Genomic DNA, 16785 nt, shown 5'->3' on the forward strand with positions numbered 1-16785 from the left:
AGAAGACGATGATTTGTTTCATTCTCCTGACGATCGGACTTTCCGCCAACGTTTTCGGCCAATCCGCGGCAAGCCTTTCCCAGCCCGTGTACGAGGGAAAGGTCAAGGTGACCCACCGGTATGTCCCCATGCGGGACGGCGTGGAGCTGGCGTTGAGGATCACCCGGCCTGACGCCGAGGGGAAATATCCCGCCATCATGGAATACAACCCCTACCGGCGGGTGAAACCTGCCCTGCCGGACTACCGGGACGAATATCCGCCCGCCGTTCCCTATCTGGCGGAGCGGGGCTACGTGGTGGTGCAGTACGACGTGCGCGGCACGGGCAACTCCGGCGGATGGAGCCGGGACATTTACGCCGCCGCCGAGCGGCGCGACGCCTACGAAATGGTGGAGTGGATCGCCGCCCAGCCCTGGTGCAACGGCAACGTGGGCATGCTGGGGAAATCCTACAGCGGGGTGGTCCAATGGCAGGTGGCCGTCCAGAACCCTCCCCACCTCAAGACCATCATCGTCCGCTCGGCCAACGACAGCGTCTACACCGAGTGGACCTATCCCGGGGGCGTCCTTCGCCCCTACATGTTCGACAGCTACTCTCCTCTCATGACCGCCTTCAATTTCGCCCCTCCCGATCCCGAGATCGCCGGCGTGAGATGGAGCGAGATCTGGCAGCATCGGCTGGAGAACAATCGCCCCTGGGGGATCGGCTACATCTCGCACCCGACCGAGGGACCCTATTGGCAGGACCGCTCCCTGTCCGCCGGCTACAGCCGGGTCAAGTGTCCGGTCTTCGTGGTGGCGGGCTGGTCCGACGTCTACCCCACCGCTCTGCTGCGCGCCTTCGACCGGCTGGACGTCCCCTTCAAGAAGGCCTTGGTCGGTCCCTGGGGACACTGGTACGGAGTGGAGAAGCACGCCGTCCCGGGGCCCCGCGTCGACACCCGCCCCATCTATCTGGAATGGTTCGACTACTGGCTCAAGGGCATTGACAACGGCGTGGTGGACGAGCCGCCGGTCACCGTGTATGTCCGGAAATACGCGCCTCCGGCATCCCGGATGCCGCTGGAAGAGCCGGGATTCTGGCGTTCCGAGGCGGAGTGGCCCATCGCCCGGGCCATGCCCACCAGGCTTTACTTCCGCGAGGACGGCAAGCTGAGCCGGGAGCCGTCCCCCGCGTCCGGGGAAGCCGCGGACAGTTACGGCTACAAGCCCACCGTCGGCGTCACCTCGGGCATGCATTGGGGCGGGGGCATTCTGCCCTGGGCCATGCCCATCGATCAGCGCCCCGACGAGGCCTACTCCCTGACCTACACCACGCCTCCCCTGGAAGAGGACATGGAGGTGTCGGGCGCCCCACGGGCCACGTTGCATGTCTCCTCCACGGCGGAAGTGGCTTATTTCCGAGTCAAGCTCATCGACGTGGCGCCGGACGGAACCTCCAAGCTGGTGCGCTACGGCGGTCTCAACGGAACTCACCGGAACTCGCATTTCGAGCCGGAAGCGATGGCGCCCGGCGAGGTCTACGAGCTGGGAGTGGACGTGAAGGAGATGTCCTACGTCTTCGCCGCCGGGCACCGGATTCGCGTGGCCATCGCCGGCTCCGACATTCAAAACGCCTGGCCTACGGGGCAGGCGGCGGTGAACACGCTGCACCGCAGCCGCCGTTATCCGTCGCATATCCTGCTGCCGGTGATTCCGGAGCAGAGTCCGAAACTCCCGAAACCGGACCTTGTGGAACTCCCCACGGCCGACCCCAAGCTGCTGAGGAGGCCCCTGGAATATTCGATCACCCACGATCTCACGGGAAACGCGGTGACCGTACGGCTTGGCCGCGAGACGAAAGGCGCCCGGGGAGAGGGATCGGAACGCACGGTGACCCGCTCCAGATTCACCGTGTCGGAAGCGGAACCCGCCAATGCCGTTCTGGCGGCGACTTCCGATTACGTGGTCAAGCGTCCGGACTCCGAAATCGAAGTCAGGGCAAACGAGGTCACCTCCAGCGACAAAGCGGCCTTTCATCATGTGGTGGATGTGGAAGTGACCGTCAACGGTGCGCGGCACTTCCAGAAGAGCTGGTCGGTCACGGTCCCCAGGAAACTGAACTGAGGCGGGGATGGGAGAGTCGATACCGGCGCGGAAGTCTTTGGACATCGCCAAGCGGGCCAGACTGCCGCGCGTGCCCTCCAGCGAAGCGGCCGATCATGCGCAGGCGCTCATCGCGGACGGCAAGGACGTCATCATTCTCAAGGGCGCCCCCTTCTGGGCCCCGCCCGGGCACGTCATCGAAGCGGCCACGAGGGCGGCTCAGAGCAACCGGCAGCCTCCCTCCAGCGGCTTCCCGGGACTTCGCCGGGCCATCGCCGGACGCTTGGAGGACCGGGACGGGATCTCCTTCGACCCGGCGGCCGAGATCCTGGTGACGGCGGGCGCCATGCACGCGCTGGACGTCGTCTTCACCACGCTGCTGGACCCGGGAGACGAGGCGGTCATCTTCAGTCCCAGCTTTTTCTTCTTCGGCCTGGTCGAGTTGGCGGGGGCCGTCCCGGTTTACGCAAGAACCCGGGAGGAGGACGACTGGCAGTGGACGCCGGAGGCGCTGGAGGCCGTGATCACCCCCAGGACCAAGGCCATCGTGGTGAGCTCTCCGGCCAACCCCACCGGGTTCGTGGCCGGCGAAGAGGACCTGCGGGCTATCGTGGAAGTGGCGGCCCGGCACGATCTCTACGTGGTGTCGGACGAATGTTACGACAACATGCTCTACGACGGCGCCCGCCATGTCCGTTTCGCCTCGGTTGCGGAAGACCGGGACCGGATCGTCACCATCTGCAGCTTCACCAAGACCTTCGCCCTGCAGCCCTGGAGGCTGGGGTTCATCGCCGCGTCGCCTCGCCTGATCCGGTACATGCGGAAGATCCTGGAGTGGGGCGTCCTCAAGTGCGGGCACGTCGCTCAGCGCGCCGGCCAGGCCGCCATCGAGGGGCCCCAGGAATGGATCGACGAGATTTCCCCGAGATACCAGCGAAGCCGCGACTTGATGCTGGCCGGACTGGAGCCGGCCGCCGGCCTTTCCCATGTCGTTCCCAGAGGCGCTCCCTTCCTGTTCGTCAACAGCAGCGGACTGGGGCTGACGGGAGCGGAGTTCGCGCGAACGCTCCTCTTCGACTGGGGCGTCCTGGCGGAACCGGGCGACCTTTTCGGGTCCGTAAATCATATCCGGCTGCTGTTCGGCGGGACCGACGAGGAGGTGACGGGAGCAGCCCGAAGGATCTGCGCGGCAGCGGCGCAACGGTAAACGAAGCGCCGAATCGTGCCTGTCGCCGGCTGATAAAATGAGGCCATGAATATGGAGAGATTCCCCGGAGTCGAGATTGTCCGCGAGGGAATCGAGGACCTCCGGCGCGGGGAGACGACGGTGTCTGCGCTTTTGGTCTCGATAGGCGCGCCCCGATTGCGCGAAATCGGGCTTCCGATTCCCAGACGGGTCATCCGTTCACCGGAAATCAAACTGTATCTGCACCTCGCTCAATCCGACCCTGACGGGGCTCATTCGAAATACAACGCGCTGATCCGGCGGCTTGTCAGCTTCGAGCGGGCGGCGGAATGCGCAAACTAGCAGACCTGGACCGTATCCGCCGTTTCATGCGCGCGGTCGGTCGAGCGGCGCCGGTCGAGACCCGGTTGTACTTCACCGGCGGCGCGACTGCGGTTCTGCTGGGCTGGCGCTCGACCACAGTCGACGTCGATATCCGGTTTTTTCCCGAAACCGATCAGGTTTTCAGGTCGGTCCCGCGGCTGAAAGAGGATCTGAAAATAAACATCGAGCTGGCGTCACCGTCCGACTTCATCCCCGAACTGCCCGGGTGGAGGGAACGAAGCCTGTTCGCTGCCCGTGAGGGAAGGGTGTCCTTCTATCATTACGATCCCTATTCTCAAGCGCTCGCGAAGATTGAGCGGCGCCATGCCCAGGATCTGAAGGACGTGGAAGCGCTGGGTCGGGGCGGATGGATCGAGCCGGAGAATCTGATGCGTCTTTTTGCCGCCATCGAGTCCAGGCTGTATCGGTATCCAGCCATCGATCCGAAATCATTTCGACAGGCCGTGGAGCGAGTCGCCGATTCCCTGGAACATGGTGATGCCGGGACCGGAACCGAACCGTTGGAAGGGTGATGCGTGTCATTTCCCGACCGTTGTGGGGCAAGTCCATGAAGCGAATATTGGTCACAGGCGCGGCCGGTCAGATCGGCCAGGATCTGGTTCCCGCGTTGAGAGCGCGTTACGGGGGCGAGATGGTCGTGGCGGCCGGCCACAGGACGGCCCTGCCCGATTCCGTGATCAGAGGCGGCCCCGCCACCGTGGTCGACGTCACCGACTACAGCCAGGTCGTCGACACGATCCGGAAATACGAGATCGGCGCCATCCATCACCTGAGCACCATCCTCTCCGCACTGGCGGAGCAGGAGCGGCAGCGTGGGCATGAGGTCAACATCAACGGCCTCTACAACGTTCTGGAGGCCGCCCACGCCTGCGGAGTGGAGAAGGTCGTCGCTCCCAGCTCCATCGCGGCGTTCGGTCCGGAGACGCCCCGCGAACCCACCCCCAACGACACCATCCAGAAGCCGAACACCCTCTACGGAATCGCCAAGGTGTTCGGCGAGCTGCTGGGAAACTACTACTCGACGAAAGTGGGCCTGGACGTCCGTGGACTGCGGCTGCCCGGAATCGTCAGCTGCATGGACCAGGAACCGACCGCCGGCACCACGGACTACGCCGTCCTGATCTTCTTCGGGGCCATTCGGGAGAAGCGGTACACCTGCTTCCTCAAGCCGGACACACGCCTGCCCATGATGTACATGCCCGATGCCATCAAGGCCGTCATCGACCTGGCGGACGCCGATTTCGCCCGGCTCAGGCACCATGCCGACTTCAACGTCGCCGCCATGAGCTTCACGCCCGCCGAACTGGCCGGCGCCATTCGCAAGAGAATCCCCGAATTCGAGATGGACTACGAGATCGACCCGCTCCGCCAGGCCATCGCCGATTCCTGGCCCCGCTCGCTCGACGACAGCGCCGCGCGGCGGGAATGGGGTTGGGAACCCGGGTACGACATGGACGGCATGGTCGACGACATGCTCGACAAGATGAGGAAAAAGCTTCAGAAGGCGGACCAGAATCTGCACTCGTGACGACTCAATTCAACGTCCACGACCAACTCGTTCGGAGAATAGTTCCGCCGGCGTGGCGGCGTGCGCTCCATTCCCTTCTGGGAACCACGCTGCTGTTCGCCGGATGCACCCGGTCCGGCCCGCCATTCAGCCCGCAACAGGCGCTTGAGACTTTCGTGCTGGAAGAGGGCTTCCGGATCGAGGTCTTCGCCGCGGAACCTCTGATTCGAGATCCGGTCGCCATGGAGATCGACGAGCAGGGCCGCGTCTACGTGGTGGAGATGATCGGCTACCCGTTGGATACGGGACGGAACGGGCAGGTCAAGTTGCTGGAGGACACCGACGGCGACGGATGGCCCGACCGCAGCACGGTCTTTGCCGACGACCTCATGCTGCCCACCGGGGTCCTGCGCTGGAAGCAGGGCGTGCTGGTCACCGACGCTCCCGACATCTGGTATCTGGAGGACACCGACGGCGACAACCGGGCCGACGTCAAGATTGCCGTTCTGACCGGTTTTGCCCTGACCAACCCCCAGCACACGGTCAGCAACCCGCGCTACGGCCTGGACAACTGGATCTACCTGGCTCACGAGCCCCCCATCCGGACCGTCATCTTCCAGGAAAAGTTCGGCGACGAGGGCTCCAAGATCCGGTTCCCCGGCCGGGACGAGGGCGCTCGCCTGGAGAACCGAATCGGCAATCTCCGTTTCCGGCCCGATACGCACCAACTGGAGGCCGTTTCCGGAAGCAGCGGGTTCGGCTTGAGTTTCGACCGCTGGGGACGGCTGTTGACTCTGAACAGCGTCCGGCATATCCGCCAGCAGGTCCTGGCCGCCCCGTACCTGAGCCGTAACCCGGCGCTGGGAGCCGCCTCCACCTCCAAGGACGTTTCCGATCATCCACCTCGCGTCTATCCGGTCACGCTGAATCCGAAGCATCGGATCCTGACCGATATCGGGAACTTCACGTCGGCCTGTGGAATCGCTGCCTACGCGGGCGGCCTCTTTCCCGCTCCTTACGATCAGGCCTCCTTCGTGGCCGACCCGGCGCACAACCTGGTCCATTGCGACCTTCTCAAGGAGGGCGGGGTCGTGCTGAGGGCCAGCCGGATTCGGGACGAGGCGGAGTTCCTGGCCTCCACGGACCATTGGTTCCGTCCCGTCTTCGTCTACGCGGGACCGGACGGAGCTCTTTACGTCGTCGACTACTACCGGCGAATCATCGAGCACCCGGAATGGATGTCGGACGAGTACCACGATCCCGGACCGGGGCCGGAGGCCCTCTACGAGGGCGGGCGGCACGGGCGGATCTACCGGATCACTCCGGAATCGGAGAATCCGGCGCCATGGAATCCGAAGCTGGCATTGGGTCCGGCTTCGGACCGGGAACTGGTGGAGTCACTGGACCATCCCAACGGCTGGTGGAGGACTCACGCGCAGCGATTGCTGGTGGACCGCCGGAGTCGAGAGGCTGTCGAACCTCTAAGGGAGATGTTCGGTTCGAGTTCCAGTCCCGACACGCGGCTGCACGCCCTCTGGACGCTCGAGGGTCTGGGAGCGCTGGGAACTTCCGACATCCAGGTTGCTCTCCAAGACGCGGAGCCCGGAGTCCGGGAAAATGCGATCCGTCTCGCCGAGTCGAGATTGGATCAGGCGCCCGCTCTGGTGCAGGACCTGTTGGCGATGACCGGGGACGCCCATCCCGCGGTGCGCTTCCAGCTGCTCTGCGCGCTGGGATGTCTGGATTCGCCTTCCGCCCGCCGGGCGCGCCGCCAGTTGCTGCTGCAGGACATGGAAGACCCCTGGGTTCAGCTCGCGGCGCTGAGCGCCTCCGCGCCCCGCCCGCTCGAGCTGCTCGAACTGGCCGTATCCGAGTTCTCCGGATCGGCATCGAAACAGAGGGTCGAATTTTTTCGGCAGATCGGGACGCTTGTCGGCGCGGCGGGCGATCCTTCGGCCTTGCGGCGGCTCTTCGAAAGGGTCTCCGGGAGGGGCAGGCCGGCTTCGGACTGGTGGCGCGCCGCCGGCCTGGAGGGGCTGGCCCGGGGACTTCGCCGGGAATCGCGCGACGATGGCACACCAGGCATCTCGACCGGCCGTCTGTTGAAGCTGGCCGAATCGTCCTCACCGTTGCTGCGCAGCGCGGCGCTGCAGTTGTTGGATCTGGCGCCGAAGCCGCTGAGCCGGGTCGGGAAATCCCTCCCGGATCGGGTCCTCTCCAGGATCGGGGACCGGACGTTGTCCCCCGCTCTGAGGGCCGATTCGGTGCGTCTCCTGGCGCTCCTGGACGCGAAGTCCAGGTTCGACCTGTTGGCCGGACTCCTGGACACCCGGGAACCGGAGCAAGTCCAGGTCGCGGCGGTCCGGGCGTTGGCGCGGACGGAAGGCGACGGGGCGGGGAAACTGCTGATTTCCAAGTGGAGGGAAATGACGACCGACGTGCGGTTGGGAGCCACCGCGACGCTGCTTTCCAGACCGGAGACCGTCGAGCTCCTGCTGACGTCCATCGAAAACGGGGACATCCCCTTCTGGACCGTCAGCCAGAGGCACAAGTCGCGCTTGGTGATGCACACGGACCCGTCGATCCGGGCTCGGGTCCATGACCTGATGCGCAAGCTGGAAGGACGGCGCCTCGCCGCCCTGGAACGCTATCGGGCTGCGCTGGGTGTCGCGGGGAACCCGGCTCAGGGCGCCGCGGTTTTCGAGAAGAACTGCGAGAAATGCCACGAGATCGAGGGCGCCGACACCGGCTTCGGACCCGATCTGGGGGCTGTCCGGCATCGATCGCGGCAGGAGCTGCTGTCGGACATCATGCTGCCGAGCCGGGCGATTGCGGACAACTACCAACTGTACGTGGTGGAACTGAACAACGGGGTTCTTCAGGAAGGAGTGATCGCCTCCCGGACTCCGGTCTCGGTGACCCTCCGCAGGGAAGACGGTTCGGAGACCGCGATTCCCCGGGAGAACATCCGGGCCATGTTCGTCTCCAGTGTGTCCGGCATGCCGGAGGGGCTGGAAGAGGAGATCAGTGTTACGGAGATGGCCGACCTGTTGAGCTTTCTCACCGGACCGGCGAAAGATTGAGGGCCGGGAGTGGACTTTGCTGTGCCCCCTTTCTGTTCCTGCGTTTCCCCTGAGTCGGCGCCTGAACGACGACGCCCCAAGCCCCTGGAAGGGGACATTCCTGCCCTCTCACTCCCCCGGGATCGCCGGTTGGACAATCGCCGCTTGTCTTCTCGACACGAATTTCGTGTTACACTAACTTCGTGTCATGAAGAACGTCACTGTGACCATGCCGGAGGAGTTGGCCCGCTGGGTACGGGTCCGCGCTGCCGAGGAGGGCCGCAGCGTCTCCCGGTGGCTCGCGGAGTTGCTGGAGGGGATGCGGCGCCATGAGGACGACTATGAAATCGCCATGAAGCGTTTTCTGGCGAGACAACCTCGAAAGCTAAGCTGGATCGACGATCGCAAGCCGAATCGCGAGGAACTCCATGACCGAGCCGGTATTCGTTGACACCAACGTCCTCGTCTACCGGCACGACAGCTCGGACCGGGGGAAGCAGTCTCGTGCCGACCAGTGGATCCGGTTGCTTGTCCAACGTCGATCGGCTCGGACCAGCTTCCAGGTCTTGCAAGAGTTATACGTGACCCTCACCCGTAAGCTGAAGCCGGGGTTCGATGTGGGCGAAGCTCAAGAGATCGTGCGGGACCTTTCCGTGTGGCGGCCGGTGGCCATCGACTTCGCCGTCATGGACCGATCCTGGCTTCTCCAACAGCGCTATTCCCTTTCGTGGTGGGACTCCCTCATCGTTGCGGCTGCACACGTTTGCGAGTGTCCTGTCCTGCTCACCGAAGATCTTCAGCACGATCAGTTCTTCGGTGAAGTCCGAACCATCAATCCCTTCTCGTCTTCGGGACTCTCGCCTCAAGAGATACTGGATGAGTGAGATCTTCCCGCGCCGTTCCACGGCTACGATGGCCAGCAGGGGACAGTCTTGTCTCCCACCCGCCGGGAGGGGGACTTTCCTGTCCCACCTATTTGTGTCCTCGCGTCCCGCGTCGGCGCGTGAAACACGCCGCTCCAGGACGACGCGTAAAACACGCCGTTCCTCCGATTGACCGAAGACCCCCCAGCCGTTAGTCTCTGGCGTACATTTCCTCCGGCTCTTGGCGGACATTTCGCAGGGGAGGAGCGATTGAGTTCCCGGCCGACTTCCCGAACAACGTCGAGAATTGATCTGAAACGCCATATTCTTCTCCTGGGACTCCTCGCATTCGTTTCGGCTTCGGCCCTGTCGGGTGAATCTCACAGTTGGCAAAACCGCCTGTCCCAGCCCGACCACGAGGTAGCGGTCCGGATCGACGTCCGGGTTCCCATGCGGGACGGCGTCGAGCTGTCCGCGGACGTTTATCTTCCCGACAAGGGGGGGAAATGGCCGGTCATCCTGGAACGGACCCCCTACGACAACAGTAGAAACTTCTACGTGAACCGGGCGCGGTACTTCGCCCGCCGGGGTTACGCCTACGTGGTTCAGGATTGCCGCGGGCGGAACGACTCCGACGGCAGGTGGTACGCCTGGTCCCATGAGATCAACGACGGAAGGGACACACTCGACTGGTGCGGGACCCAATCCTGGTCGGACGGCAACGTCGGCATGAACGGGATGTCCTACATGGGCCTGGTCCAATGGATGGCGGCCCCCACCGGATCTCCCTACCTCAAAACCATCATTCCCCAGATGGCGCCGGCGGACTTCTACCTCTACGGGATGAACTACACGGGAGGCGCCTTTCAACTGCACATCAACCTGCCCTGGGCCATGGCCAACAGCTCCAGGACCCGGCAGCCGCTCAGCTTCTACGACTGGGACCGGCTCTTCCGCCACGTGCCGATCCTGACCGCGGACGAGGAGGCCACCGGCCGGGCCATCGATTTCTACCGGGACTGGGTGCGCCATTCGAGTTGGGACGACTTCTGGAAGAAGATCGGCAACTACGGCAAGTTCGGCAGGATGGACCTGCCCATCCTGCAGATCGCCGGCTGGTGGGACATCCACGGCGTGTCCCTGTTCGCCAACTACGAAGGCATCCGGACCGAAGGAACCGAGCGGGCGAAGCGGCTCCAGAAGGTCGTCATGGGGCCGTGGGTCCACACCGAGAAGCCGGAGCAAAAGACCGGCATCGTCGACTTCGGCGAAGAATCGGTCGTCGATCTTTACGAACTCTGGCTGGGGTGGATGGATCGCTGGCTCAAGGGGATCGGTAACGGCATCGAAGGCCTGCCGCCGCTGCAGCTCTTCATCATGGGCAGGAACGAGTGGAGGGAGGCCCAAGAGTGGCCGCTGCCCGAGACCCGCTGGACACCCTACTACCTTCAAAGCGAGGGCCGCGCCAACACCTTGTTCGGGGACGGAGCTCTGGATGTCCGGAAACCGGACGGCGAGCAGCCGGCGGACTCCTACGTCTACGACCCCGAAGACCCGGTCCCCCTGGTGACCGGAATCCGGGACGGATCCCATCCCCCCGCCGATCACCGGCCCATCGAGCGCAGGGACGACGTGCTCGTCTATACGAGTCGGCCGATGGGGAAGGAACTGGAGGTTACGGGACCGGTGAACGCCAAGATTTACGCCAGCAGCTCTGCGTTGGACACCGACTGGACCGTCCGGCTGCTCGACGTCTTTCCCGATGGCCGGTCGGTCAACCTGTGCGAGGGGATCCTGCGCGCCCGCTTTCGGGAGTCCTTCGAAAAGCCGGTCCTGATGACGCCGGGCACGGTCTACGAGTTCAACGTCAAGATGGGTGTGACGGGCCACGCCTTCCTGCCGGGCCACCGCATCCGCATCCAGGTCTCCAGCAGCAACTTCCCCCGTTTCGACCGCAACCTCAACAACGGCGGGGCCCCCGGAATCGATCCGGAGATCGTGGTGGCCACCCAGAGGGTCTACCACGACCGACGCCACCCCTCCCATATTCTGCTGCCGGTCATCCCACCCGAGGACCCGGAATGATCCGTAAGGAAGAAGAGGGCTCAACACCCGGCAACCGAAGATTCGATCCGATCCTCTTCGAGGTGATTCGAAACGCGCTGGTGGAGGCCACGGAGGAAATGTCGGTCTCCATTCAGCGCAGCGCCTTCTCCACCAACGTCAAGACCCGGCTCGACTATTCCTGCGCCTTCGTGGACTCGCAGGGCCGGATGGTGGCCCAGGCCTTTTGCCAACCGGCCCACCTGGTCACCATCGGCCGCCTGGTGCCGCGCGCGATCCGGGAATACGGAGCCGGGAACCTGGAGCCGGGCGACATGCTGGTGGTCAACGACCCTCACCGGCAGGCGAGCCACCTGAACGACATTTTCCTCATCGCTCCGTTTTTCCACCGGGGGGAGCTGGTGGGTTACCTGAGCAACTGCTGCCACCACGTGGACGTGGGCGGCGGAGCTCCCGCCAGCATCGGAGCCTTTCGGGAGATCTACCAGGAGGGAATCATCCTCCCCGTGGTGAAGCTGGTTTCCCGGGGCGAAGTCCATCCCGGGCTCTGGAAGATGATCCTGGCCAACGTGAGGGCCGCCAAGGAAGTGGCCGGCGACCTCCGGGCCCAGATCGCCGCCAACAACATGGGAATGCGGCGGCTGACCGCCCTGCTGGACCGGTACGGAAAAGAGACCCTCGACTTCTACATCGAACGGCTGCTGGAGTACACGGCGCGGAGAATCGAAGGGGAATTGGAAAACCTGCCCCAGGGCACGTACGAAGCGGAAGGATGTCTGGATGACGACGGCATCACGGACCGTCCCGTCCACCTGAGGGCCAAGGTCACCCTGAAGGACCGGAGGATCGCCTTCGACTTCACGGGAGCGGACCCGCAGCGATCGGCTCCCATGAACAGCAACCTCACGCAGACCTTCACCGCCTGCGTCTACGTTCTGAAGTGCCTGGTGGATCCGGACATCCCCGTCAACGAGGGCTTCTACCAGCCCATCGAGGTGATCGCTCCCAAGGGGTCGGCCCTGAATGCCCGCCACCCGGGCGCCATCGTGGGAGGTTGGGAGGTCTCCATGCGGCTGTGCGAGGTCCTCTTCAAGGCCCTGTCGGCGGCGGTTCCGGAGCGGGTCCCGGCCGGAACCAAGGGGATGATCTGCCATGTGGGGTTCGGCGGAGAGGATCCCCGGACCGGGGAGTACTACACGTTTCTCGAGACTTTGGCCGGGGGTTACGGCGGCCGATACCGTTCCGACGGGCCCGACGCCGTCCAGACCCACATCCAGAACACTCAGAATGCGCCCATCGAAGAGACGGAACTCAACTATCCGGTGCGCATCACCCGTTACAACCTGATCCCGGACTCGGAGGGCGCCGGACGCTTCCGCGGTGGTCTGGGTCTCTGCCGGGAATACGTCTTCCCGGAGCACGAACCCGTTTTCACGACCCTGGCGGACCGGGCCAAGTTCCCCCCCTGGGGCCTGTTTCAGGGCAGGGACGGGCAGCCGGCCCGCTACCTGTCCATCTCCGGCGGGGACCCTCGCAAGCTGCCCTCCAAGGGAACGGCTCCGGTGGGAGTCGGCGAGCACGTCCGGGTCGAGACCTGCGGCGGGGGAGGATACGGGCCGCCCTGGGAGCGGGACCCGGAATCGGTGCTGCGCGACGTGCGCGAGGAGAAGATCAGTCCGGCCCGGGCCCGCGACGCCTACGGAGTGTCGGTCGACACGGATCGCTGGACCGTCGAACCGGCCGAGACCAAGCGGCTGCGCCGGCAGTTGAAGGACCGGGGAAGCCGCGAATGAAGACCCGATTTCGTTTGGGCGTCGACGTGGGAGGCACCTTCACCGATGCGGTCCTGATCTCGGAAAAGACCGGAGAGACCCGGACCGCGAAGGTTCCTTCGACTCCCAGCGACCCCGCCGTCGGTTTCGTGAACGCCGTGGACCGGATCCTGAAGGAGGGATTGGAACCGGATCAGGTCTCCTACCTGGTGCACGGCACCACGGTCGCCACCAATTCCCTGATCGAGGGGAAGACTCCGCGCACGGCCTTCATCACCACGCTGGGGTTCCGCGACATGCTGGAGATCGGACGCCAGGTGCGGCCCTCCCTCTACGACATCCATTTCGAAAAGGCGCGTCCTCTGGTTCCCCGCGACCTCTGCTTCGAGGTCCCCGAACGGCTGGACGCCGAGGGAAACGTGTTGTTGGCGCTGGACGAAGACCGGGTGCAGGAGATCGCCGCCCGGCTATCAGGAGAGGGCGTGGTCTCCGTGGCCGTCTGCCTCCTGCACTCGTACCTGAATCCGGCGCACGAGCTGCGGGTCGGCGAAATCCTGCGGGAACGGAACCCGGACCTCATCATCTCCCTCTCTTCCATCGTCTGCCCCGAGTTCCGCGAATATTTCCGCGCCAGCACCACCGTCATCAACGCCTGCGTCCGGCCGGTGATCACCAGCTACCTGCAGGGGATCGAGCGCTGGCTGAAGGGAAAGGGGGTGTCCGGCGAGCTGCTGGTCATGCAGTCCAGCGGCGGCGTCCTGACCTTCGAAACGGGGGCCGAGAAGCCCGCGTACATGGTGGAGTCGGGGCCGGCCGCCGGCGTGATCGTCTCCAACCACATCGCCGGCGGCCTGGACTACCAGGACATCATCTCATTCGACATGGGCGGCACCACGGCCAAGGTGGGCCTGATTCTGGACGGACGCCCCAAGGTGACCAAGGAGTACGAAGTCGGCGCCCAGGCGTTGCCCGGGGCCGGCCAGTCCCGCGGCAGCGGATACCCGATCCGGACCCCCGTCATCGATCTGGTGGAGATCGGCGCGGGAGGCGGAAGCATCGCCTGGGTGGACACGGGAGGGATCTTGCGGGTGGGACCTCGGAGCGCGGGAGCCGACCCGGGCCCCATCTGCTATGGACACGGCGGAGCGGAACCCACCATCACGGACGCCAACCTGGTTCTCGGACGGCTCAATCCCGAGTTTTTTCTGGGCGGGGAGATGGGCCTGGACCGGGACGCCGCCGGCCGCGGGATCCGCGGCCGATGCGCCGGGCGCCTGGGGATGGAAGCGGTGGAGTGCGCCAACGGGATCGTGGAGATCGCCAATGCCGAGATGACCAACGCGCTGCGGATCATCACGGTGCGGCGCGGCTACGATCCCAGGGACCTGGTGATGGTGGCCTTCGGCGGGGCCGGCCCGCTGCACGCGAATCGCCTGTGCGCCGAAATGCAGATCCCGCTGCTCATCGTGCCTCCGAGTCCCGGGACGGCCTCGGCGCTGGGCCTGCTGGTCACCGACCTCAAGCACGAGTTTTCCCAGACCCGGATCATGCCCAGGGACCGGGCGGACTTCGACGAGATCAATCGCATCTTCTCCGCCATGGAAGAGCAGGGGAGGGAGGTCCTGAGACGGGAACGGTTGGCGGAAGGTGACATCAGTTTTCAGCGGCAGATCGAAATGCGCTACGCGGGACAGTCCTACGAGCTGCCCATCGAATGCCCGGGGAGCCGAGTGGCCGCCGCCGAGCTGGAAGACGTGGTGGAGAGGTTCCACGTCGAGCACGACCGGGCTTACGGTCACGGTTACCCGGACCAGCCCATCGAGCTGGTGAATTTCCGGCTGACCGCTCTGGGGGCCATTCAGAAGCCGCGACTCCGGGAGATCCTGCCGGCAAACGGCGCCCCAGCGTCCGCCGCGGCCGAGAGACCCGTGTACTTCGGGTCACACGGAGAATTCGTGCCGACGGCCATCTACGACCGCGCCCGGCTCAAGGCCGGTCATCGGATCGAGGGTCCCGCCATCGTCGAGGAAATCGATTCCACGACCTTGGTCCAACCGGGCTATCGGGTGGATGTGGACCGATACGGAAATCTGTTGATCTCTCCCCAGGCCTGAAGCGATGCCGCCCATCCCCGCGAATCCGCCCTCGACTGCACAAGTCACCCAAGAGAGCAAACGCCCATGTCCATAGGGATTCCGGGTGTTCTCGTCCTGGTTCTGTCGAGCGCCCTTCAGGCCGCGACGCCTTCGTTCCAGGGCGAACCCGCGTGCGGCGGCAAGCCCAAGGGCACGGCTTGCTGGCGGGAGTTGTCCAACCGGCCGGGATGCCATGTCTGGACTTCCAACCACGAGCCGGACGCTTCCGTGACTTGGACAGCCGATTGCGACGATGGAACGGCTGGCGGCACCGGAACCTTGAAGTGGGTCTGGGAGAAAGACCGGGAAACCATCGAAACCACAGGCCGCCTGCGCGCCGGGAAGCGGCACGGGCGATGGGTCATGCACTGGGCGGACGGGGGCGTCTCGGAAGGCAAGTTCGCGAAGGGTCGGCGGCACGGGCGCTGGGTCGAGCGCTGGACCAACGGGACCGTCGGCGAAGGCCGGTATGTGAGGGGCCGGCGGCATGGCAGGTGGGTCATTCGCGACGGATACGGGACCACCCATGAGGGTTCTTATCGGGACGGAAAGCAGCATGGGAAGTGGGTCGCGCGCAGAGACGGGCGGGTGATCGGAGAAGCGAAGTTCGTGGAGGGAGATGGCCGGTGGGTCGACAAATAGAAGGCTCAGGCGACGAAAACGTCTCCTGCCTTGGTGCGAAAGGGAAACTGGGCAATGTCATTCCGATTGACCCGCCGCGAGGTCCTGTCCGTTTCTGCAACCGGTTTGGCGACCGGCGGCTTCGCCCGCGCGAGCAAAGGGAAGCCGGCCGCGGCTGCCATTCCACCGGTCGAGGCTCTGATCACAGGCGACGAGCCCCAGGTCGAATCTTCCGGAGCGACGACAATGGCGACAACTGGCAGGAGGTGACACGCTTCACCGGGCTCGCCGATATGGACGCTCCCTACAGCATGTTCGAGGGCAAGGACGGCTCGTTGCGCCTCTTCGCCTCCGCCGCGCCCATTCCCGGGGGAAGGGGATGGCCCAGGGAATATCCTCGTTGGCTCATGCTCCTCATGCGCTCCCTGGACAAGGGCCTCACCTGGTCGACCGTCTCGGTGATCGGCAGCAATGACTACGACATGGACGAGGGCACGATCGCCTATTTGCCGGACGGCAGTCTGGGATTTTTCTGCCGGCCGACGTCGGCCTGGTTTCAGTCCTACGACGACGGAAGAACCTGGTCCCCGCCGCGCCTGCTCCTGACCGACCCGATCATCGAAGATCCCAACTTCGGAAGCGAGTTTCTCGGCCCCAAACTGCTCCGGCGGGGAGACGTGGTGACGACGCCCGGCGGGGTGACCGCCGTCGTCTTCGGGGGTCGCCACAAACTCGAAAGCGACGATCCCAAGGTGCCCAACAACGGAGAAGTGATCTACAGCCGGGACAACGGAAGGACCTGGGTGAAGCCGGCGCCGGGACGCGGCTTCAAGTGCGATCCCAAGTCCTACTACCCCAATGCCTGCGTTCTGGAGGACGGTTCCATCTTCATGGTCGGCCAGCGGGAAGGCTTCAAGAACCGATTCGGCCCGCATGGGGCCGAGGTGACGTCGGTCCGGTTCCGCATCAAGAAACCCGAGGAGGGGGAAGGGGTCCGACTCCTGCCCATCGGCGAACCCTCTTGATCGGGTGCGGGCTGGTCCCTGTCGGCAGGCAATTCCGTTGTCGGGTTCCTGCGGCAGTCCTCGACGACCTGGAAACGCGGGT

The 16785-nt window shown here is 64.8% G+C and carries 12 protein-coding genes; all 12 read left to right on the top strand.

Features of this window, described 5'->3' with window-relative positions; all coding sequences use genetic code 11:
* Nucleotides 1–8: 8 nt before the first annotated feature.
* A complete protein-coding gene (locus OXT71_16725; protein MDE2928040.1) occupies nucleotides 9–2105 on the top strand; it encodes a CocE/NonD family hydrolase in 2097 nt (698 codons plus the stop codon).
* A gap of 7 nt (nucleotides 2106–2112) precedes the next feature.
* Nucleotides 2113–3291 (top strand): aminotransferase class I/II-fold pyridoxal phosphate-dependent enzyme, encoded by a 1179-nt coding sequence (locus tag OXT71_16730; protein ID MDE2928041.1) that lies wholly within the window; start codon nucleotides 2113–2115, stop codon nucleotides 3289–3291.
* Between the two features lie 308 nt (nucleotides 3292–3599).
* The gene (locus tag OXT71_16735) at nucleotides 3600–4166 is read left to right on the top strand and encodes a hypothetical protein (GenBank protein MDE2928042.1); all 567 of its coding nucleotides are present in this window, start codon (nucleotides 3600–3602) and stop codon (nucleotides 4164–4166) included.
* Between the two features lie 35 nt (nucleotides 4167–4201).
* A complete protein-coding gene (locus OXT71_16740; protein MDE2928043.1) occupies nucleotides 4202–5182 on the top strand; it encodes an NAD-dependent epimerase/dehydratase family protein in 981 nt (326 codons plus the stop codon).
* A complete protein-coding gene (locus OXT71_16745; GenBank protein ID MDE2928044.1) occupies nucleotides 5179–8244 on the top strand; it encodes a dehydrogenase in 3066 nt (1021 codons plus the stop codon). The genes OXT71_16740 and OXT71_16745 overlap by 4 nt, the downstream gene beginning before the upstream one ends.
* A 187-nt stretch (nucleotides 8245–8431) precedes the next feature.
* A complete protein-coding gene (locus tag OXT71_16750) occupies nucleotides 8432–8674 on the top strand; it encodes a hypothetical protein (protein MDE2928045.1) in 243 nt (80 codons plus the stop codon).
* A complete protein-coding gene (locus OXT71_16755; protein ID MDE2928046.1) occupies nucleotides 8652–9107 on the top strand; it encodes a PIN domain-containing protein in 456 nt (151 codons plus the stop codon). The genes OXT71_16750 and OXT71_16755 overlap by 23 nt, the downstream gene beginning before the upstream one ends.
* A 249-nt stretch (nucleotides 9108–9356) precedes the next feature.
* Entirely contained in the window at nucleotides 9357–11171 is a 1815-nt protein-coding gene (locus OXT71_16760) for a CocE/NonD family hydrolase (protein MDE2928047.1), read from the top strand.
* Nucleotides 11168–12943, top strand: a complete 1776-nt coding sequence (locus OXT71_16765) for a hydantoinase B/oxoprolinase family protein (GenBank protein ID MDE2928048.1) — start codon at nucleotides 11168–11170, stop codon at nucleotides 12941–12943. Before OXT71_16760 ends, OXT71_16765 begins: the two co-directional genes overlap by 4 nt.
* A complete protein-coding gene (locus OXT71_16770) occupies nucleotides 12940–15036 on the top strand; it encodes a hydantoinase/oxoprolinase family protein (GenBank protein ID MDE2928049.1) in 2097 nt (698 codons plus the stop codon). Before OXT71_16765 ends, OXT71_16770 begins: the two co-directional genes overlap by 4 nt.
* A gap of 66 nt (nucleotides 15037–15102) precedes the next feature.
* On the top strand, nucleotides 15103–15699 hold the full coding sequence (locus OXT71_16775) for a hypothetical protein (protein ID MDE2928050.1): 597 nt from the start codon (nucleotides 15103–15105) through the stop codon (nucleotides 15697–15699).
* A 245-nt stretch (nucleotides 15700–15944) separates the two neighbouring features.
* Complete coding sequence (locus OXT71_16780; protein ID MDE2928051.1) at nucleotides 15945–16703, top strand: sialidase family protein; 759 nt, start codon at nucleotides 15945–15947, stop codon at nucleotides 16701–16703.
* Nucleotides 16704–16785: the final 82 nt, after the last annotated feature.

The sequence above is a fragment of the Acidobacteriota bacterium genome (genome assembly GCA_028874215.1).
GTDB lineage: Bacteria > Acidobacteriota > UBA6911 > RPQK01 > JAJDTT01 > JAJDTT01.

Bases quoted from the DNA above. Each gene is read 5' to 3' on its own strand.
- OXT71_16725 (MDE2928040.1), top strand. From the start codon at position 9: ATGATTTGTTTCATTCTCCTGACGATCGGACTTTCCGCCAACGTTTTC.
- OXT71_16735 (MDE2928042.1), top strand. From the start codon at position 3,600: ATGCGCAAACTAGCAGACCTGGACCGTATCCGCCGTTTCATGCGCGCG.
- OXT71_16775 (MDE2928050.1), top strand. From the start codon at position 15,103: ATGTCCATAGGGATTCCGGGTGTTCTCGTCCTGGTTCTGTCGAGCGCC.
- OXT71_16750 (MDE2928045.1), top strand. From the start codon at position 8,432: ATGAAGAACGTCACTGTGACCATGCCGGAGGAGTTGGCCCGCTGGGTA.
- OXT71_16765 (MDE2928048.1), top strand. From the start codon at position 11,168: ATGATCCGTAAGGAAGAAGAGGGCTCAACACCCGGCAACCGAAGATTC.
- OXT71_16740 (MDE2928043.1), top strand. From the start codon at position 4,202: ATGAAGCGAATATTGGTCACAGGCGCGGCCGGTCAGATCGGCCAGGAT.
- OXT71_16730 (MDE2928041.1), top strand. From the start codon at position 2,113: ATGGGAGAGTCGATACCGGCGCGGAAGTCTTTGGACATCGCCAAGCGG.
- OXT71_16770 (MDE2928049.1), top strand. From the start codon at position 12,940: ATGAAGACCCGATTTCGTTTGGGCGTCGACGTGGGAGGCACCTTCACC.
- OXT71_16755 (MDE2928046.1), top strand. From the start codon at position 8,652: ATGACCGAGCCGGTATTCGTTGACACCAACGTCCTCGTCTACCGGCAC.